This window comes from Type-A symbiont of Plautia stali, from assembly GCF_059731155.1.
In genome coordinates, this window is the sequence record NZ_AP035894.1 from 1 (window position 1) to 19,277 (window position 19,277).

The 19,277-nt window shown below is 48.5% G+C and carries 25 protein-coding genes and 1 pseudogene; 18 read left to right on the forward strand and 8 right to left on the reverse strand.

The genetic code is table 11. The features are described from left to right. The first annotated feature begins 645 nt into the window (after positions 1-645). The 16 genes and pseudogenes from AC6I8M_RS22300 to AC6I8M_RS22375 all read left to right on the forward strand — a co-directional run bounded on the left by AC6I8M_RS22300 (position 646) and on the right by AC6I8M_RS22375 (position 12,650). Entirely contained in the window at positions 646-819 is a 174-nt protein-coding gene (locus tag AC6I8M_RS22300; protein ID WP_010617336.1) for a hypothetical protein, read from the forward strand. A gap of 194 nt (positions 820-1,013) precedes the next feature. Further along, positions 1,014-1,940: a plasmid replication initiator TrfA gene (gene trfA, locus AC6I8M_RS22305; protein ID WP_010617335.1), complete on the forward strand. Its 927-nt coding sequence runs from the start codon at positions 1,014-1,016 to the stop codon at positions 1,938-1,940. Between the two features lie 88 nt (positions 1,941-2,028). Further along, on the forward strand, positions 2,029-2,715 hold the full coding sequence (locus AC6I8M_RS22310; protein ID WP_498013906.1) for a helix-turn-helix transcriptional regulator: 687 nt from the start codon (positions 2,029-2,031) through the stop codon (positions 2,713-2,715). 292 nt (positions 2,716-3,007) lie between these two features. Beyond that, the gene (locus AC6I8M_RS22315) at positions 3,008-3,187 is read left to right on the forward strand and encodes a hypothetical protein (protein WP_010617333.1); all 180 of its coding nucleotides are present in this window, start codon (positions 3,008-3,010) and stop codon (positions 3,185-3,187) included. Between the two features lies 1 nt (position 3,188). Continuing rightward, positions 3,189-3,407 carry a hypothetical protein gene (locus AC6I8M_RS22320; protein WP_010617332.1) on the forward strand — a complete coding sequence of 73 codons (219 nt, stop codon included), beginning with the start codon at positions 3,189-3,191 and terminating at the stop codon, positions 3,405-3,407. A 110-nt stretch (positions 3,408-3,517) separates the two neighbouring features. Beyond that, positions 3,518-4,228: a lytic transglycosylase domain-containing protein gene (locus AC6I8M_RS22325; protein WP_022547028.1), complete on the forward strand. Its 711-nt coding sequence runs from the start codon at positions 3,518-3,520 to the stop codon at positions 4,226-4,228. After that, entirely contained in the window at positions 4,225-4,530 is a 306-nt protein-coding gene (locus tag AC6I8M_RS22330; protein WP_010617330.1) for a TrbC/VirB2 family protein, read from the forward strand. The genes AC6I8M_RS22325 and AC6I8M_RS22330 overlap by 4 nt, the downstream gene beginning before the upstream one ends. A gap of 12 nt (positions 4,531-4,542) precedes the next feature. After that, positions 4,543-7,281, forward strand: coding sequence for a VirB4 family type IV secretion/conjugal transfer ATPase (locus AC6I8M_RS22335; protein WP_010617329.1), 2,739 nt, complete (start codon positions 4,543-4,545; stop codon positions 7,279-7,281). Between the two features lie 21 nt (positions 7,282-7,302). Then, a complete protein-coding gene (locus AC6I8M_RS22340) occupies positions 7,303-8,010 on the forward strand; it encodes a TrbJ/VirB5 family protein (RefSeq protein WP_010617328.1) in 708 nt (235 codons plus the stop codon). Between the two features lie 13 nt (positions 8,011-8,023). Next, positions 8,024-8,248 carry an EexN family lipoprotein gene (locus AC6I8M_RS22345; RefSeq protein ID WP_010617327.1) on the forward strand — a complete coding sequence of 75 codons (225 nt, stop codon included), beginning with the start codon at positions 8,024-8,026 and terminating at the stop codon, positions 8,246-8,248. A 10-nt stretch (positions 8,249-8,258) separates the two neighbouring features. After that, positions 8,259-9,308, forward strand: a complete 1,050-nt coding sequence (locus tag AC6I8M_RS22350) for a TrbL/VirB6 family protein (RefSeq protein ID WP_498013907.1) — start codon at positions 8,259-8,261, stop codon at positions 9,306-9,308. Between the two features lie 123 nt (positions 9,309-9,431). Beyond that, positions 9,432-9,569, forward strand: a complete 138-nt coding sequence (locus AC6I8M_RS22355) for a hypothetical protein (RefSeq protein WP_010617325.1) — start codon at positions 9,432-9,434, stop codon at positions 9,567-9,569. Beyond that, the gene (locus AC6I8M_RS22360) at positions 9,562-10,251 is read left to right on the forward strand and encodes a VirB8 family type IV secretion system protein (protein WP_498013908.1); all 690 of its coding nucleotides are present in this window, start codon (positions 9,562-9,564) and stop codon (positions 10,249-10,251) included. Before AC6I8M_RS22355 ends, AC6I8M_RS22360 begins: the two co-directional genes overlap by 8 nt. Further along, positions 10,248-11,138 (forward strand): P-type conjugative transfer protein VirB9, encoded by an 891-nt coding sequence (gene virB9, locus AC6I8M_RS22365; protein WP_195910888.1) that lies wholly within the window; start codon positions 10,248-10,250, stop codon positions 11,136-11,138. The genes AC6I8M_RS22360 and virB9 overlap by 4 nt, the downstream gene beginning before the upstream one ends. A 254-nt stretch (positions 11,139-11,392) precedes the next feature. Further along, positions 11,393-12,126: pseudogene (mobC, locus tag AC6I8M_RS22370) on the forward strand (MobC family replication-relaxation protein). A 50-nt stretch (positions 12,127-12,176) separates the two neighbouring features. Continuing rightward, on the forward strand, positions 12,177-12,650 hold the full coding sequence (locus AC6I8M_RS22375) for a thermonuclease family protein (protein WP_058948908.1): 474 nt from the start codon (positions 12,177-12,179) through the stop codon (positions 12,648-12,650). Between the two features lie 26 nt (positions 12,651-12,676). On the opposite strand, the gene AC6I8M_RS22380 is transcribed toward AC6I8M_RS22375, so the two are convergent. The 8 genes from AC6I8M_RS22380 to tnpA form a co-directional block, all read right to left on the reverse strand. Continuing rightward, positions 12,677-12,943, reverse strand: a complete 267-nt coding sequence (locus AC6I8M_RS22380; protein ID WP_010617320.1) for a hypothetical protein — start codon at positions 12,941-12,943, stop codon at positions 12,677-12,679. Further along, positions 12,940-13,569 carry a nucleotide-binding protein gene (locus AC6I8M_RS22385; protein ID WP_010617319.1) on the reverse strand — a complete coding sequence of 210 codons (630 nt, stop codon included), beginning with the start codon at positions 13,567-13,569 and terminating at the stop codon, positions 12,940-12,942. The genes AC6I8M_RS22380 and AC6I8M_RS22385 overlap by 4 nt, the downstream gene beginning before the upstream one ends. A gap of 97 nt (positions 13,570-13,666) precedes the next feature. Then, entirely contained in the window at positions 13,667-14,449 is a 783-nt protein-coding gene (locus AC6I8M_RS22390; protein WP_010617318.1) for a SprT-like domain-containing protein, read from the reverse strand. A 388-nt stretch (positions 14,450-14,837) separates the two neighbouring features. Beyond that, a complete protein-coding gene (locus AC6I8M_RS22395; RefSeq protein ID WP_010617317.1) occupies positions 14,838-14,966 on the reverse strand; it encodes a hypothetical protein in 129 nt (42 codons plus the stop codon). 15 nt (positions 14,967-14,981) lie between these two features. Then, a complete protein-coding gene (locus tag AC6I8M_RS22400) occupies positions 14,982-15,146 on the reverse strand; it encodes a hypothetical protein (protein ID WP_006122298.1) in 165 nt (54 codons plus the stop codon). A 41-nt stretch (positions 15,147-15,187) separates the two neighbouring features. Continuing rightward, positions 15,188-15,502: a CcdB family protein gene (locus tag AC6I8M_RS22405; RefSeq protein WP_010617316.1), complete on the reverse strand. Its 315-nt coding sequence runs from the start codon at positions 15,500-15,502 to the stop codon at positions 15,188-15,190. A gap of 2 nt (positions 15,503-15,504) precedes the next feature. Then, the gene (locus AC6I8M_RS22410; protein ID WP_010617315.1) at positions 15,505-15,741 is read right to left on the reverse strand and encodes a type II toxin-antitoxin system CcdA family antitoxin; all 237 of its coding nucleotides are present in this window, start codon (positions 15,739-15,741) and stop codon (positions 15,505-15,507) included. A 235-nt stretch (positions 15,742-15,976) separates the two neighbouring features. Then, on the reverse strand, positions 15,977-16,393 hold the full coding sequence (gene tnpA / locus AC6I8M_RS22415; RefSeq protein WP_072213802.1) for an IS200/IS605 family transposase: 417 nt from the start codon (positions 16,391-16,393) through the stop codon (positions 15,977-15,979). Positions 16,394-16,416: 23 nt separating this feature from the next. Here tnpA and AC6I8M_RS22420 point away from each other — a divergent pair, with 23 nt between their 5' ends. Beyond that, positions 16,417-17,625 (forward strand): RNA-guided endonuclease InsQ/TnpB family protein, encoded by a 1,209-nt coding sequence (locus tag AC6I8M_RS22420; protein WP_010617338.1) that lies wholly within the window; start codon positions 16,417-16,419, stop codon positions 17,623-17,625. A gap of 606 nt (positions 17,626-18,231) precedes the next feature. Further along, positions 18,232-18,720 carry an SDR family oxidoreductase gene (locus AC6I8M_RS22425; RefSeq protein ID WP_072216158.1) on the forward strand — a complete coding sequence of 163 codons (489 nt, stop codon included), beginning with the start codon at positions 18,232-18,234 and terminating at the stop codon, positions 18,718-18,720. The last annotated feature ends 557 nt before the right edge of the window (positions 18,721-19,277 follow it).

Consider the following 19,277-nt stretch of genomic DNA (forward strand, 5'->3'; position numbering starts at 1 on the left):
GGGAGCCGCAAAGCGGCGAGTCTGTCTTGTCGAGGAAGCGGAATATCACCGTTGCTGACTGGAAGCACGTTCACACCTTAGTTAAATATTGCACAACCCCGATTGTGTCACTGTCAATCGATGCCTGGATGATCTGCCTTCTGGTTTTCTGCAAAGTTATCCGCAGGAGCGGTGGATTAAAAAAGATTATTTTCTTTTGATTATAAAAGATTAGCGGGCAAAAATTGACATATCTTTACAATTAAATGCTGTTATATATCAGTAGGTTATGGTGAATTGCTGGTTTTTAAATTGTCCTTTTAAATCAACTGGTTAGATTTTATACCTTTGAGGCGTTTCATTAACTATCGTCCGCGCTATGCCGTGCTTGCCTACCCGCTATGCCGTGGGCTGGTACCCGCTATGCCGTGGGCTGGTACCCGCTATGCCGTGGGCTGGTACCCGCTATCCCGTGGGCTGGTACCCGCTATCCCGTGGGCTGGTACCCGCTATCCCGTGGGCTGGTACCCGCTATCCCGTGGGCTGGTACCCGCTATCCCGTGGGCTGGTACCCGCTATCCCGTGGGCTGGTACCCGCTATCCCGTGTTATAATTGCCATTGCCATTGCCATGATATATTGATAGACTATTTAAAAAGGAGGAGCTATGAAACAAAAAACAAGCGATTTTAAAGAAGAGATTTTTAGACTTAGAGCGGAAGGAATGTCTTATGAAAACATCGCACTATGGCTGGCAAAGAATAAGGGATTTGCCGTGGGCGGTACTTCGATAAGGGCTTTCGTCAAAAAACAACAAACGCTGGATGCGTTAAACAAATAAGTTTCGCCCTTCTCTCCGCAAAGATTCAAAGGGCGAAAGCCAACCTAACTATTGGGAGGTGTTATGTCAGCATTAACAATGATAGTGATTTGCGAGCGTCTACGCAAAGGGTTACAGACGAGGGTTCCCGCAATGAAAGGTGATGAATTATCCGAACTGCTAAATGTATTGGCGTTTTTGCAGAGGGAAGCCTAATGAAGACACCCCAATCTCGGTTTGATGAACTTGCACAAAAGCAATTGAAAAATAATGAAAAGTTACCGCGCGCCCTGCAAAATAAAATGGCAGAAATGCAGAACCTACCCGTTCCATTCCCTGAGTTGGCTCCCCAGCCAGTAGAAAGAAGTGCCTCAACTGCCCCCATCCCTCCGATAGAAGAAAAAAAACATTTGCCGATGTATTCCAAAGTCAAAACGCCCGCGCCTAATGTAGTGTTGCGTAGCGCCTTGTTTGGAATAGTAGGAAAAGGATCTAGGAAGTACGAAAGAAATTTAATTAAAGCTGCATTAAACGGCTATACAGTGAAATTCACAGGTGAGCAACTAGATCAATCTGATTTAGATGTATGGCTGGAATGTATTCGCCTCAGTCAGCAGGTTGCGCTGGGTGATACAGTTAGGTTTTCCTCTAACTCTTTTTTGAAGTCCATCGAGCGTAATACGGGTAAATCCGATCATGAATGGTTAAAAACTGTTTTTTTACGACTTCGTGCCAATGCTGTAGAAATTAGTGACGGCCATTACAGTTATATTGGTGGGTTGGTAAATGAAATATATCGGGATGAAAGGACAGGTGAAAACTGTTTGGTACTTAATCCTAAGATTGCAGCCTGTTTTGGGGATGCGGGTTGGACAGGAATTGACAATGCAATTCGTCTGGAGCTAAAAGGTAAGCCGCTCACGCAGTGGTTACATGGTTTTTACAGCACTCACCACACTCCGCTACCAATTAAAGTAATGACAGTGAAAGAATTATGTGGAAGTGAGATTAAAGAATTAAAAAAATTCAGACAAATACTAAGAAAATCTCTTATAGGGTTGTCAGAAGTCACTGGATGGAAATGTGAAATTGATGAAACGGACTTAGTTACTGTTAAAAAAGGCAATGCCAAGAAGACTTGAATTAGTTTGCTGATGTTAATAGTGTCACCGTGAAGGATTGCGCCCTCCACGGTGACTGATCACAAAAATCTCCCGCGAGGACACTTTTATGACCATGAAAGAGGGTAAGCCGTCTTTGTTCGTTACGCAAGAGTCTGCACCAACGATTGAATACTATATCGACAATCCAGTTATCCCAGCGTGTGGCGGGATAGCGCTAGTCAAAGATCTGGATCATCGATTTGTTGCCTCAAACTGCGTGTTCAGCCAGTTTTCCGGCATCTGCCCTAAAAAATTACAGGGGCTATGTGACTACGATATGCCCTGGGCTGAACAAAGCGATATATATATTTCTCATGAGAAAGCTATTTTAGCCGGAGAAACATATAAAGTAATCGAGCCGCTAATAGGCTGCGCAAAATCACTTATTTATACATCCAAAGAAATTATTTATGATTTAAAGGGTCGTCCTGCTGGTACTTCAGCTATGGCTTTGATTTTGGATGGTACGGTTGAATTTAATAATCTGGTATCGACCTCTCGTATTCAAAGGGTCTCTGCGTATGGTGAATTTAAATTGTCACCAATGGAGGTAAAAGTTTTTTATAATTATTTGCACGGCCTAAAAAGAACAACTATTTCAACCATGCTTAACATCAGCATCCCAACGGTTGATACGTACTTTAGGCGCATAAGAGTTAAGTTCAAGGTATCATCTAATGTTGAGCTTGTCGAAATATGCATTAAAAATGGATATCATGAAGTCTTTCCTTTTCAGATGGTTGTAGATTTGTGATTAAGTTGGTGTCATGGGAAACCATGACACTTTTTATATTGCCCTTTGACTCCCCATCCTGCTGACCCTATCTTCGGTATGTAACACAAATTAAAGCTAACAAACTGAAAAAGGACGTGTATTCGTCCGGGCTTCTTATTGCCTAAATTTGCTCTTTAACAAATTGGAACGGGCTGTCACACAACCACAATTCAGGGTGCCGCTGAATGTTCTCGCTAACCCGTTTAAATCGGAATGCAGAATCGGGATGTGATTAACTTTTATTTATCAAACAAAAGTGAAGGAGTTAGTAATGGGAAATAATATTTTCGATGAAAATATTCACGATAAAAAAGGCCACTGTTTGGTTATCGGTAAGCCAGGTTCCGGTAAAACGGTCATGCGGGCGGTTCTTGAGCAATGCGTTACTAATATAAACATTAGTGACGTAACAGAATTTAAATTGCCAATGGATAAGGGTAAGGAAAAGTAATATGCGTAAACCAACCTTTAACGTGTACGTCACGCAGGAATCCCAACCCGGCGAGCACGGCGAAAAAAATACTTACTGGACTAAAGTCGGGGTGGCCTTTGCCCACAACGGCAAACCGGGGATGAACATCATGATCACACCCGGTATTTCCGTTTCCGGCAAGCTGGTACTCCTCGAACCGAAAGACGACGCCGCCCCGCAGGCTGCGCCTGTGGGGTAAACGGAGGCTGCCTGTGAATATCGAATTTTACGGCTGGCGCGCCTTTGCCGTCTGGTTGCTGGTTCTGTTCATCATCTGGCTGATCGCCATTTTCCTGTTCTGAGGTTGCCATGCTTTCCACCACTGCTTTTCTAGCGGTGGCCATGCAGTGCGCCGCCACCGTTCACCCTTCCACGTCGCTTGATGTGGCAAGAGTGGAATCCGGTTTTAACCCCTATGCCATCGCGGAAATTGTGCCAAAGAACGAGAGGGCACCCGGTGACAAAGGTTTTATTACTCACCTGCCAAAAACCAGAGAGGAGGCTATCCGCATCGCCAGCCAGATAGAGGCAAAAGGTCGCCGCTATTCTGCCGGGCTGATGCAAATCACCAGTACCAATTTTCGTCGTTACGGCGTCACCGCCAGCGATCTGTTTAATCCCTGCATCAACCTTTCCGTCTTCAAAAAAATCATCACCGACTGCTATCAGCGTGGAGGCACCCTGAAAAGGGCGCTCAGTTGCTACTACTCCGGCAATTTTGACACGGGGCAGAAAAAGGAGGCTGAGCTTTCACAAACGAGCTACGTGCAACGCATTGGCTACACCCCGACGACCGCCCGCTATGCCGTTCCCAGAACCCGTGAAGACAAAGCGTCTTCGATGGCAACCGTAGAGGCAATACCTGTGGCTTCACCGTCACGCCCGCGTGTGGTGTGGCCGGGTTCTGTTGTGCGCGGCGTTCCGTCAGGGCTACGCCAGAAACAGGCTACCGCCGTTTATTACCCCGCGCAGGTTGTGCGCGGAAATCATGACGTTTCAAAAAATGAGGAAGAAAAATGAATTTTTTCAGCAAGGTAAAAGGAACTGTCAGCCGTTTTGTTGCCTTTGTATCAGCGTTGTTTATGACGGCATTGACGGCAAGCCCGGCATTTGCAGACGGATTCCAGCGTGCGAATACCGTCATGCAGAAAGTATCAACCGGGCTTCATGGTCTGGCCGCCATCACGATCACCGTGGCGGTGATCTGGATTGGTTATAAGACGCTGTGGAAAGGTGAAAGCCTGGGGCAGTGTGGCTATATCATCATTGGCGGCATTCTGATTGGCGGGGGCAGTGAGATCGGCGCCCTGCTGATGAGCTAAGAGGCTGACGATATGGCAAAGCTGCTCAAGGCTATGAAACGCCCGGCGGCGCTGTGGGGGGTGCCGATGGTGCCCCTGCTGGGTGTCACGGGCGTCACCATTATTGCTGCTATCTGGACTTCCGTTGCATTTATGCTGCTGCTCCCGGTTGAGTTTCCGGTCATGAAATCCCTGACCAGAAAGGAACCTATGCGATTTAACCTGATCGCTGTGTGGCTGAGAGCGAAGGGGAAGCCGATAGCGAATCGTCTGTTTGGCGCAACGACCTTCATGCCTGTTGAGCATGAACACGTTGATATCAAGGAGTTTCTCGACGCAATGAAACTTAACCAGTGTGCCACCGTTAAGAAATACATACCGTATTCCTCACACATTCATGAACACGTTGTCCGCTCGCCTAAAAGCGATCTGTACTGCACCTGGGAGCTGCTGGGAACACCGTTCGACTGTGAGTCTGAGGAAACCCTGGAAATCGGAACAAATCAGCTTCACGGGCTGTTCCGCTCGTTTGAAGGAATGCCGGTTACGTTTTATATCCACAATGACCGTAATCAGTTCTCCGACTCGCTGCACAAGGTGTCCGGCAACCCTTACGCCGATGAAGTCAGCGGGCTTTACTATTCTTCCCTCGGCAATTTCCGCCGCAACCGTTTGTTCCTGACCGTCTGCTATATGCCCTTTGCCGGGCTTGAAAAAGCAGAGCGTAAGCGGATGAAAGACGGGCAGAAACTGCGTGAGCTGGACGCCGCACTGCGGGAAATGCTGGAAATCAAAGGCTCTCTCGATGGTGCGCTGTCGCGCTATGGTGCCCACTCCCTGGGGACGTTTACCGAAGGGGAGGCGGTGTATTCGTCGCAGTTGGCCTTTTATGAATACCTGTTAACGCATGAATGGCGCAGGGTGCGCGTTACCCGGACGCCGGCTTATGACGTGATGGGGTCGGCGGCGTTGTTTTTCGCCGCTGACTCCGGGCAGGTTAATCATGCCAACGGAACGCATTATTTCAGAGGACTGGAGGTGAAAGAGTTCTCGGAAGAAACCGCGACCGGGATGATGGATTCATTGCTCTATGCCCCCTGTGACTACGTGATCACGCAGACGTATACCTGCATGTCGCGTATTGAAGCGCAAAAAGCCATTAAGCGCACAAGACGGCTGCTAATGAGTGCCGATGATGATGCTGTGTCCCAGCGTCTGGATCTGGACGTGGCGCTTGACCTGCTGATGTCAGGAAAAATCGCCTACGGGCGGCATCATTTTTCGCTGATGGTGTTTTCCCGAACGCTGGACGGACTGGTAGCCGATACCAACGAGATCAGCAACGCCCTGAACAATATCGGCATCACCCCGGTTCCTGCGGAACTGTCGCTATCGGCGGCGTACATGGCGCAGCTTCCGGGTAACTACAACCTGCGGCCACGTAAGGGGGAACTGAGCAGTCAGAACTTTGTGGAGCTGGCCGCGCTGCACAACTTCTATCCCGGTAAGCGTGATAAAGCCCCCTGGGGGGAGGCGATGGCGTTAATGCCCACCCCGTCAGGGGATGGTTACTATCTGAATCTGCATAATACGCTCGCAGAAAAAGACGACTTTAACGAGAAACACCCGGCCAGTACCTGCATTCTCGGTACGAACGGCTCCGGTAAAACCATGCTCATGACTTACCTCCAGATCATGCAGCAGAAATATGGCCGCGCTGACAGCTTTTCCCCGGAGGCGAAAACCAAGCGGCTGACGACCGTTTACCTCGATAAAGACCGGGGCGCGGAAATCAATATCCGGGCACTGGGCGGTCGTTATTACCGTGTCGCCAGCGGTGAGCCTACCGGCTGGAATCCGTTCTCTTTGCCACCAACGCGGCACAATCTCAACTTCATCAAACAACTGATGAAAATATTGTGTACCCGTAACGGCGCTATTATCTCTGAGCGTCAGGAAAAACGACTGAGCCACGCGGTTGATGCCGTGATGAAAGATTCGGTGGAATACCGCTGTTTTGGTATTACCCGTCTGAGGGAACAACTGGCCGAACCCGCGACGAAAGAAGATCAGGAGAATGGTCTGGATATCAGACTTTCCAAGTGGGCTGAGGGCGGTGATTTCGGTTGGGTGTTCGATAACGAGTATGACACCTTTGATATCAGCAACTGCGATAACTTTGGCATTGACGGTACGGAGTTCCTGGACAATGCCGATGTTCGCGCCCCCATCACGTTTTACTTGCTGTACCGCATCACAAGTTTGCTGGACGGTCGCCGTCTGGTGATTTTCATGGATGAGTTCTGGAAGTGGTTACGCGATCCGGTATTTAAGGACTTTGCTTATAACAAGCTAAAAACCATCCGTAAGCTGAACGGGATGCTGGTAGTCGGCACCCAGTCGCCTGATGAAATTATCAAGGATGAAATTGCGCCCGCAGTTGTTGAGCAGTGCGGGACGCAAATACTGGCGGCCAACCCGAACGGCGACCGTGCGCACTATGTGGACGGCATGAAGTTTGAGCCGGAAGTGTTTGAGGTCATGAAAAATCTCGACCCGATGGCGCACCAGTATGTGGTGGTAAAAAACCAGTTCAGACGGGGTGATACAAAACGCTTTGCTGCCCGCGTGACGCTCGACCTTTCTGGTGTAGGCAAATACACCAAAGTCATGAGCGGCAGCGCTGACAACCTCGAAATCTTCGATTCGCTTTACCGGGAAGGGATGCAGCCGCATGACTGGCTGGATAGCTACCTGGCGCAAGCACTATGAAAAAATCAAAGGAGTAACATAATGAAAAATCGCTTTTATGCTCTTATTCTGGCGTGTGCGATAGCAAGTCCTCTGGCACAGGCGGGCGGCATACTGGTGTTTGACGCCACGGCCAAGCTGGAAAACTTTCAGCAGTGGCAAAAGGAGGCCAAGCAGTGGCTGGAGACGGCACAACACTACAAAGACCAGATACAGGCGTACAAGGAACACATGTTGGCCATCTCCGGTGTGCGTGACGTGGAGGCGTTCGTTGACCAGGCCAAAAGCCTGAAATCCGACCTTGATAAGTTCCGCAAGCCGGGGCAGGCACTGAATGATCTGCTGCTGTCTGGCGGTGCTTCCGGGCAGTTCGACGCGCTGTACAACAAGTATAAGATTTTCGACACCTGCAACGCGGAGCAGTCGAAAAGCTATGCTGAGGTGTGCAAGCAGGAGGTGATCAACAAGGCGGTGCAAATTGAGCAGACCGACGAAATCCAGAAGCAGGTAACTGAAACGCTGGGCGACATTAACACCCTTTCCCGGCGCGTGTCGTTGTCAAAAGACCCGAAAGAATCGCAAGACTTGGCAAACAGTATCCAGTTAAAGTCAGTGATGCTGAACACGCTCACCACCCAATGGGAAATGAGCGTGAAGGCCGCCGAAAAGCGCGAACAACTGTTGAAGGAGGAGCGTGTTAAGCGTTGGAATCAACAGCAGTTGAACGCACCAGAAATAAATTTTAATTAAAAAGGATACCCATATGAAAAAAATTCTCCTTGTCGTGACTATTTCATGCTTTGCCGTCCTTGTTGGGTGTAAGGAAGAAGCCAAAACCACAAAGTGGTATCGGGATCATCCTGATGAATTAAAAGTGGTATATGACAAATGTAAGAAATCAGGAGATGCCTCGGAGAATTGTAAAAATGCCAACGAGGCACACTACCAAATCGAGCAGCTAAACGCTCCTGAGATTAATTTCAATTAGGGGAAGAGTTATGGCAGGAATATTTACGTCGGTAGAAAAAAATCTAATAGGAGGTATAACCGACGCTACAAAAGGTCTGATGATGAATTACTCACATATGATTATGGGGCTGGCGGCAACGTCAGTCACCCTGTATATCATGTGGCGTGGATACCAGACGCTGGCTGGAAAGCTGACTACGCTGATGGAAGACACTATGTGGGACATAATGAGGATGGCGATCATCCTCTCTTTTGTGGCGAATGTAAGCGGATACCTCGACGGTGTTATTGATGCCATTAATGCGTTGAAAGAGGGCTTTTCAGGCAGTGAAAATATATGGCATCTCCTAGATACATTATGGAGTAAAGCTAAGTTTCTAGGTAAAACATTGCACGACCTTGACGAGTCAAAATATGTGAAAGACGAAGGTTGGGCGGCGCAGTTCTATGTATGGCTCGGTGTTTTTGCTTTAATGATTGTTACAGCTTTTGTTTCGATGATTGCAGAAGTAATGATTTTGCTTCTTAGTATTACCGCACCTATATTTATTTTCTGCTTGATGTATGGTTTCCTCCGGCCGATGTTTAACAATTGGATGCAAAATATATTTGCGGCGATACTGACAATATTATTTTCGGCTCTATCACTACGTATTGTTATCAACTTTTTAACTTCGAGAATGGCAGAAGCTACAGCTCAGGCAGTTAAGGCAAATATTGTGGAACTTGGTGCGCAGGTCTGCCTTGCCGGGATTTGTGCAGCGATCCTGATATATTTTTCCGCAAAACTGGCTGGAGCGCTTGCGGGCGCAGCGGCAACAGCATCGATGCAGGGGCTGGCCGCAGTAGGTATTGGTGCTGGGGCTTTTGCTGCCGCCAGAATGCTTCTCCCGAAAGGGCAGCGGCAAGTTGGCGGAAAAGACACCCCAACGCCTAACTTACGCCCTGGTGAGCAACAGCCCTATAGTGCACGGGAGGCGCGTAAAAATTCCATCCGGCAAATGGAACAGCGCAATGCAATGCGCAAAAGCTCGCCGCCGATTGTCGTTAATCCCCGCGACAAACCGCCTAAACCCTGATCACCATATGTCACACATCACGCTTTTCTGTGACATATGGTTGAGCTGGATTTTTCAACGCATCCCCTCATTTTGTTGAGTTGAAACGCTTTAACTCTTAAATCCACTTAAGGAAAAACTCATATGAAACGCTTGATTGCGTTGGCTTTGCTGTGTGCGCTTTCCGGCTGCGCACAGCCTCACTTTCCGCCGGAAGTCGGCGGCAAAGCGAAACCAGTCAACACCCCTCAAATTATGGCGGAGCTGAACAGTCATGAATGAAAAGGAAAAGAAACTAATCGCAGAGTCAAAAAACTTTGAGCAACGCATGATCGACCGCGATAAAAACGCCACGCGAGCAGGATTTGTGGTCGGCGGTGTGGGATTGCTCATCGCCATTCTGGCGCTGGTCGCCGTGGTGGTGATGTTGCCGCTTAAACAGACGGACGTTGAGCTGTATACCGTGGATAACCACACAGGACGGGTAGAGCACGTAACCCGTGTATCCAAGACCAGCCTGACCGCAAATGAAGCGTATCAAAAGGCGATGACCGCCAACTACGTGAATCTGCGCGAGCGCTACGTTTATCCCGCTTTGCAGGATGATTATCAGACGGTGCAACGCTACAACGCCCCACAGGTCAACGACGATTACCTGGCGGTGTACGCCGGGAAAAACGCCCCTGACAAGGTATACAACAACGGCGCAAACACGGTGAAAATCGACATTATTTCCAACGTGATCACCGATGGTACCGACCCGGATAAAGTCGCTACCGTCCGCTATAAAAAAATCATCCGCCGCCTCGCGGATAACAGTATTCGCACCGAATACTGGGATGCGCATTTTACGTTTAACTCTGACCCGACCAGGGAAATGAGCGACGAAGAACGCGAATCCAATCCCTTTGGCTTCACCGTTACGAGCTGGCAGGCAGATCGTGAAATCCGGAGAGGCGAATGATGAAAAAAATCACGCTAACCGCGCTGGCATTGATGATGTGCGGCGCGGCATGGGGAGCCGCAAACCCGCAAGCCAGCCGATATGACAGCCGGGTGCAGCAGGTCATATACAACCCGCAAAACGTGACGGTGGTCAACACCAAAGCCGGATTCATGACGACGCTGGTTTTTGATGATGATGAAGCAGTTATCAGCGCAAAACCGGGCTTCAAAGAAGCCTGGGAAGCCAAACCGGACGCTAACCGGGTTTACATCCGTCCGGTGGCGCTCACGCAGGGCGCACCGGGTGAGGACGGCAACACCGCGCAGGTAGTCATTCCCCCCAACGGGCGTGACTGGCATACCAACCTGTTTATCGTCACCAGTAAGCGCGTCTACAACGTGGAGCTGAACGTTATCGACGACAAATCCGCGCAGCAACCGGCTTTCCAGGTGTCCTACCGCTACCCGGGCGAAGCGCGGGACAAGGCGAGTCGTGAATCGGCTGCACGTCAGCGGGAATGGACGCAGAAGCAGGAACAGGCCAGGGTACAAAAAAGCCTGGTCGCGGCGCAGGTGCCGCGTAACTGGGACTACTGGATGCGGGGAAATGCCAGCAGTATTGCCCCGGATTTTGCCTATGATGATGGCCGCTTTACGTTCCTGGGCTTTTCGCCGCAAAAAGATATTCCTTCCGTGTTCCGCTACCTCGACGGCAAAGAGCAGGTGGTAAACAGCAGCGTCCAGAAGAAAGGCAACTTTACCGTGCTGGTCATTCAGGAAACAGCTACCCATCTTGTTCTGCGTTCAGGATATGCGGTAATCGGGCTGGAAAATCGCGGCTTTGGCAAAGTCCAGGCTGCCGATGGTTCCACCGTTTCCCCGCAGGTCGAGAGAGTCGAAAAGTAACGACTTATCATTCTATAATGATATAAACATATCTTTATATCTAATCGGGAATCCCACTCATGAGTGAAGAAAATAAACAGCCTCTGCCGGAGGACGTACCCCAGACGCCGCCCGCTTCCCCGGCGCAGCCGGAGGAAAGCATTGCCGCTCTGGAACGTTACGCTTTCATTTGAATGTAATGGCTATGACACATCTGAACCCACGGATGAAATAGCCGAAGAAAACAAACCGACTGTTAACTTGTGAGGTCAAACATGCTTATTCACGATGTGGCAAAAAGGAAAGAAGCGGCGGCAAACAGGATGCTATTACTACTGAACTTTCTGAAAGAAGAAACCTATTCAGATTTGCGGGCACTAAAAAGAGCCGTTCGGTATAAAAGCAAATCTCACCAACCTATTTATGAGTTACTTAATAGAGCTGTTTTCATGGGTTTTATAATAAAGCATGAGTACCCGGTATTAACCGGAAAAAAATCGCTGTGGGGAATTACCATGCAGGGGCTGACGATGAGGTTTTCCCTGGCTACTTTGAACCCGGAAAACTCAAATACTGGTCACTGGAACACCGCCTGTTAAATCAGCGGGTACGACTAACCCTTGAGGAAAAAGGAGCCAGCCATTGGATAAACGGCGACCGGGGCGAATTTATGGCGCGTTATCCTGGCACAAAGCACAGGCCGGACGGGATTATCACTATGGACAACGGCGCAATTATCGCGGTTGAAACAGAACGCTCCATGAAGACCCGCGCCCGCTATATCAACATCATCAACAGCCATCTTTCGGCCAGCGATGCCGGACACTGGCACTATGCCATGTACGTTATGCCGGATGAACAAAGCAAGATGTCTCTTATCAAGCTATTTGACGGCATTAAAACAGTGATCAGGAAAAATATCCCCGTCCCGTTCGATGCCAAAAACCGGGAAATGTTTCTTTTCAGAACCATAGATGAGCTTGAACAGAACTCATCACATAGTGATTAAATAAGATTTTTTTATATAAAAATATCTATATATCTTGATAAGGAGTTTGTATGTTGCGTAATTTCCGTTTGATGGTTGTCCTTCCCCTGCTGCTTCCTTCCCTTTGTCTAGCCGACTTTTCCGGGCGCGTGGTTCGCGTCGTGGATGGGGATACTGTCCAGGTACTGGCAGATGGCAAAATGCAGAAAGTTCGTCTTAACGGCATCGATGCCTCGGAGTCGGGGCAACCGTTCGGCCAGCGGTCAAAGCAGAACTTGCTAAAGCTGGCCGCACAAAAACAAACAGAAGTCATCGCCAGTAGCACAGATCGTTATGGCCGCTGGCTGGGAACGCTGATTATTGACGGTATCAATATCAACGCTGAACAGGTTAAAACGGGTATGGCGTGGGCTTACCGCTACCGTGGTCATGCTACCGATATCAATATGCTCCGACTCGAAACCGCCGCAAAGGAAAATAAGGTGGGGCTATGGTCAACCCCTAATCCTGTTGAGCCGTGGAAATGGAGGGAAAAACAGAGATAGAAAGATGTGTTTATATAAAGATATCTTTATATCTTTAAGTAATCCCGAAGTAATTTTTCTACTATCTCCGTTTCCGTTGTCCTGACTCCGGTTTCCGCTTGCTGCCTGGCTACATGCAACTTTAATTCGTTCACAACTTCAACTGACAGCCTGAATATCTTTTGCTGCGAAACCGGCTTATCAACTTTATCCTGCCTTTGTGGTGTTCTCCCTTTTTCAGCGAGATCAGCCGCCCCGCCTTCCAGAAAACTTGTTGGGTCTTTAAAATTGGCCAAATCAGGTTTTTTCTTCACGCTGTAACCTCCCGGAAAACACTTTCTATTTCAGCAATCGCGGCATTGTCTTTGCCGAACTCCAGTACAGTAGCCCCCTCCCCTATCGCTCGTCGGTACGCAACCCGCTCACAAACCTGACTGTTCAGAACAGGAAGGTTTTGCTCGGTGAGAAATTCCAGCATGTCGGCAGCGTCCTTTGTCCGCGAATCTACACGGGTTAAAAGCACTTTGACATCCAGCTCAGGATTGTAGTCACGCGCAAGCTCCACGACCTCCAACAGGTCTGTCATTGCGGCTGCATCAAGGTTGGATGCACCGACAGGAATAATGGCTCTGTGAGCTAACAAAAGGGCTGAACGCAGCCCGGTAGCATCTCTCCCCCCCACATCGACAACAACGTTGTCGAATCCGCCGGATAACGCTTTTCCCTCATTAAAAATCGCTTTACCCGTCAGGCAGGTAGTTGTCGGACTCGGATCGTAAGCGGGATTGTCACGACGCCAGGCTGCCCAACTGGCAGCACTGGCCTGTGGATCACCATCGATAAGCAATGCCGTTCCTGTGCGGGATAACATTGTAGCCAGATGAACGGCCGTCGTGGTTTTGCCTACACCGCCCTTGGTATTCACTACAGCATAAATCATACCGTGCCTCCTTTTGATATATTGATATCAATATATCACTATCAAGAGAATTATCAAGATATATTGATATTTAGATATCAATATATCAAAAAGTAAGTTACTCCTGCGGATCTAGCTGGCACTGGCATTCACCACAAATGAGAACGGCGGAGGGTTTCGCCCAAGCGTTTAGCCCGCACTCTGGGCAACTAAATTTTGTCCGGGTTCCCGTGCCTTTCACCGGAGGTTTAATCCCGTTTACGGCATCGTCGTCGTCAGGGGTTTGTCCGGGACGAGATTTACTTATTGTCAGCGTTAACCGATTAATCAGGTCAGTATCATTCTTGTCTGTGGCCGCAAGCCAGTCCTCCAGAATATCGCTGTTGGTCTTCGAGGTGACGCTTGTTCCCGTTGTGCAGCGGTCATACCAGGAAATGGAAAAGCCGTTTTTTAGCAGGTCATACACGGCTTTCTGAAACCTGCCGCCGCGAATGATGTAATGCGTCATTTGCTGCCCTGTCTTTTTACCACCCGGTCGGCCAGTATTTGACGGCATCAGACCAACGTCCTCCATTTTTGCCCCCCAGACCCGATCATGATATCCACCGCGGCACTTTTTGACGGGGGTATAGTGTTGCCACACATGCACCATCTCATGAACCAATGTTGACAGCATGTCAGCCAGAGAACGGCCACCAAAGTAATCAGGGTTCATAGCCAGCTCTGAAATACTCGATTCGCCAGTGAATCGTTCAGGGGCAAAATAGCCGAAGGTATTTCTTCCACGTTGTAACGTGATCAGGAGATCCGGCAACGCCTTTTCAAACAGGACGACATTAAACCAGTCATACGCTTGTTGAAGTTCGCTGTAGGCTTTGATTGCGGGTTTAATCGAATTCATAACTCCCTCGCATTAATTGTATTGTACAAAACAATTGTACTCTAACGCGCGGAGACTGGCGTGACCTTCATCACAAAAGATATCTTTATATAAAGTATTCTTTTAACCCTTGTTACGCAGTGGGGAGGGCAACTCTGAATTTGTTAAAAGTGTTTCATTAATGTTTTAATTTAACATTTATTAAACATGCGATTTTATGGCCATTTCCCAGGAGAAAAGCCTCTCAAATAGGGGTTATTGTCTTTCTGTTTCACGAAACAAATGTTTTTTTATGTAAAATCATTGATTTAACATAAAAGGCATTTGGCGAACCAAATTTTGGGGCTAACCGAAACAAAAAAGCCAGTCCTGCGGTACTGGCTGAATTCCGTTCAGAAAGAAGATAAAGCTACTGTTCTACTTCATCCGTAAGCGGCTCATTGCGCTTATCCTGGCGTTCTTCTTCGTACCATGCAGCGCAATATTCATCATCCTGCATCCACTCGCTATGCAGCTCTTCATGACTTATCAGTCTCACTGGACACCTCCAGATTCACTGTACTGCGCTTTTTTTAGTACCAGTAATTTTGTATGAAAGCACGCCAAACAGGACGCAAAGGCCAATGCCTATCCATTTATCGGCGGCACCGGAAGCAAGGAAAACGACCAGCAAATAAGCATAGATTGAAAGCAACATCATACGTGGGAAATTAAGCATCTGAGATATCCTTTCTTAAAAATCACGTTGAGAATACATCATTAAATACCATCAAGAAGAAAATCAATTGCCGCTTTGACTTCAGAACGATAAAGGGAAGCATCGCAAAACACAGCCCCCAAAGAACGGGCGGGAATACTCGCCATTTCATGCGTCATAACTGCATATTCTTTATCGTCGGTCAGTCTGACAAACGGAACCAGCCGTTCCGGGCGCGTGCTTCCTGGGTACTTTTCAACAGGTAGAAGCGGGATCACAATCCTGCGGTTCAACTGGCCGATAATATCGCTGGTTACATCAAGCAGCAGGGGATAGACGGCACTCTTCCCGGTGTTACTGTATACAGTGAACTGCATTTTTAAAATGTCCTGTACTCATCGCTGAAACAACCGTGTTCATCGTGAAAACGATTAAGCGCTTCAAGCGCTCCGTAGTTTTCCTCCTGCCATTTTTTCGCTTCATACTGGCGTAGTTCAGCGTCAAGGGCTGCGGTCAGGGTGGCACTGAGATTGATTCCAGCCTCACGCGCACGACTGAGTAGGGCACGTTCTACGGTCATAGTAACGCTTTGCGTTGCTCGTTGTGTTGTTGCCATAAATACCTCGCGTCAATTCCCGTGTAAAAAACACGGCTCATTAGACGTAGCATAACACCAAAAAGGCAATGTGGCGGAAAAATCTGGGGTTCCGGCATAGCCTCCTAAAAACAGGCTACAAAAATTTGGCGGTTTCCCGCTTACATACCGGGAAAAGAGAAAACGGCAGGTTCATTACCCACTGTGCCGTAAAGCCCCGTCCTTCAGGGCGGGGATATAAGGCGAGGTTTTCTACCTAACTTGGTGTTTGCTGTTGCTCAATGTATTGCCGGATGATGGATATTGGCGCACCGCCGCAACTACTGGCAAAGTAGCTCGGAGTCCACAGGACGCCTTTGTAGTAATACCGTGTGACAATGTCTGGGCGATCTCGGCGAAGCAATCGACTGGATACCCCTTTAAGACTGTTAACCAAACTGGATACCGCTAATTTGGGTGGGTAGTTGACCAACAAATGAACGTGATCACCTTCTCCATCCATCTCAACCAGTTCAACATCAAAATCAGCGCATACACTGGCAAAGTAGCTGCGTAACTTATCGATAGCATCCTGATCAAATACTCTGCGTCGATACTTGGCAACGAAGACCAAGTGAACATGCATCAGGAAAGTGCAATGTCTTCCTCGACGAATATCAATTTCTATTGTCATAGGCCAAGAGTATAATTATGGGTATGAAGCGGCTACAAGCCTTTAAATTCCAGTTAAGACCAAATGGTCAGCAAGAGCGTGATATGCGGCGCTTCGCTGGGGCTTGTCGTTTTGTTTTTAATCGCTCACTTGCGTTTCAAAATGAAAATCATGAGGCCGGTAACAAATACCTTTCCTATGTAAAAATGACAGCATGGTTGGTTGAGTGGAAAAAAGAACCTGAAACTCAATGGTTGAAAGAAGTACCATCTCAGCCTTTGCAGCAGGCGTTAAAAGACCTTGAGCGCGGCTATAAAAACTTCTTTCAGAAACGGGCATCATTCCCTCGATTTAAAAAACGCGGTCAAAGTGATGCATTCCGCTATCCGCAGGGCGTGAAACTGGATCAGGACAATAGTCGCATATCATTGCCAAAATTGGGCTGGATCAGCTACCGCAATAGTCGTCAGGTTGTAGGTGAAGTGAAAAATGTCACCGTCAGCCAGTCATGCGGTAAGTGGTACATCAGCATTCAGACGGAATACGAAGTCCCTGAACCGGCTCATATCTCAACATCGATGGTAGGGCTTGATGCGGGCGTAGCGAAGCTCGCTACGCTATCAGATGGCACGGTTTTTGAGCCTGTAAATAGCTTTAAATTCAACCAGAAAAAACTCGCCAAACTCCAGCGTGAAATGAGCCGCAAGGTGAAGTTCAGCAACAACTGGAAGAAGGCGAAACGGAAAGTACACAACCTACATTCTCGTATCGGTAATATCCGCCGCGACTACCTTCATAAAGTCAGCACGACAATCAGCAAAAACCACGCGATGATCGTCATTGAAGACTTGAAGGTTGCCAACATGTCAAAGTCAGCTTCGGGTACGGTAGGCCAGCCCGGTCGCAACGTCCGGGCAAAAACCAGCTTAAACCGTTCGATATTAGATCAGGGCTGGCACGAGCTTCGCCGACAGCTTGAGTACAAACAGCTTTGGCGGGGTGGTCAAGTGTTGGCGATAAACCCAGCCTATACGAGTCAAAAATGTGCTTGCTGTGGTCATACAGCGAAAGAGAACCGGCAGACACAAATCCAGTTCAAGTGTCTGGAATGTGGATATAGCGCAAACGCCGATATCAATGGCGCACGTAATATTTTAGCGGCGGGGCACGCCGTGCTAGCCTGTGGAGAGATGGCAGTTTTAGGCCGCTCGATGAAGCAGGAACCCACTGAGGCGAGTCGGACTTCAGTCTGAACGCTGTAGGAATCCTCGCCCTTTAGGGCGGGGAGGATGTCAACGTAAAAGCTATATTCATCTTCAAGTGCTTTATCTTTATAAGACTCGATATTTTTAAATTCGTCGAAGTTTTCAAAGTACCCACGTAGTGAAAGATATTCAGACAGAAAACCGATAATATTTAAATAAGTCTCTTCATCCCATCGTGCTGGTTCGCCTGGTGGGGTATTCGCCGGATCTCGGAGAAAAGCGACTATTTTATCTATGTTAACTACACCTGTATCATCATCTTTTTCCCCTTTATCCAGAAGAGCATCGAAGAAGGGGAAGCTGTGGTAACTCAGGTCAAAAAGTGACTCATCATCAACCTCCATTTTATCCTGATACCAAGATAAAAAATCATCATTGATATCGTCAGATTTTAGCTCTATAGCCACCTTTCTTAATCCCGAAACATCTTTCGGGTTATCCATATTGATGAAGTCTTTAAGTTTTAATACCCTCTCCTCTTTCGGCTGGCTTTTGAGCGCAGCTGCGGTAGCTCGTTTCCGTGGATCACCTGAAACTTTGCTTCCTTTTTTCTTTTTACTCACCTGAAAACCTCATTGAAATAATGGCTTATCTATACAGAAGGAGGGACAGCCCGCACCACACGACCAGACTACCGTTGAAGACTTTCACAGGGTGTTTGACGCAAACGTTCTGGGGACACAGCTTGTAATGAAACATACTTTGCCAGTTATGAGCAAACAGGGTTCAGGTAGTTTGATCAATATTTCGTCGCAAGCTGGGCTGGTTGGTATCCCAAGAGGAAGCGTATACGCTGCCAGCAAACACGCGGTAAATGGACTGACTCGCTCCGCAGCGCTTGAAGTTGCAGCCAAAGGCGTTAGGGTTAATGCGATTGCACCTGGTCCCGTCGAGACTGATATGTTTGACCGTTTTGTTGGTCGTGATGCAGTCGCAAAAGCCGAATTCCTCAGCAGAATGCCGACAGGGCGTATAGCCACAACGGGAGAGATTGCAGCTACAGCGCTGTTCCTGGCCTCAGATTCAGCCCGCTCAATCGTTGGACAGATTATTACGGTTGATGGCGGATATTCGGTCGGTTAATTGATGATCTGGCGCTGGGAATCCGCTACCCGCTGGTATGAGGCCGAGCTAATAAAGTGACCTGTTTGGTGACTGGCTGGTTGTTCGTCGATGGGGAGGACTTTACAGCGAACGTTACGGCACAAAAACGGATGTTGTGCCTGATTTGTTTTCTGGCGTAGCGCTGCTGTTTGAAATTGACCAGGAACGGCAGCGCCGTAATCCGCCTTACATCCTGCGCACCAAATCGCTGTGAGCTTCTTTCGTCTTCGACCGTCCGGCTTTTTCATTGCTGGAAGACCGGAAAGCAGGGCTGCGCACGGCTTGCCCTGCCTGAAAGCCCGCTTTGCAGGGGGGGAATTGTTACGGCTAAGCCGTAACGTTTTTTCGTCCTCGCTTCGCTGCGGGGCTTCCGGCGCGAAAAAACGCCTGAGCGCGTCTGTAAGCGATTTTCGCGCCTCCCATGCCCTGACGGGCATTTAAAACCATAAAACGGCGCTACGGGCTTCACATGCACGCAGAAACAGCCAGAAAACATCAGTGAAAGAACCCCCACCGCTCGCCGCAAGGCAAGATTA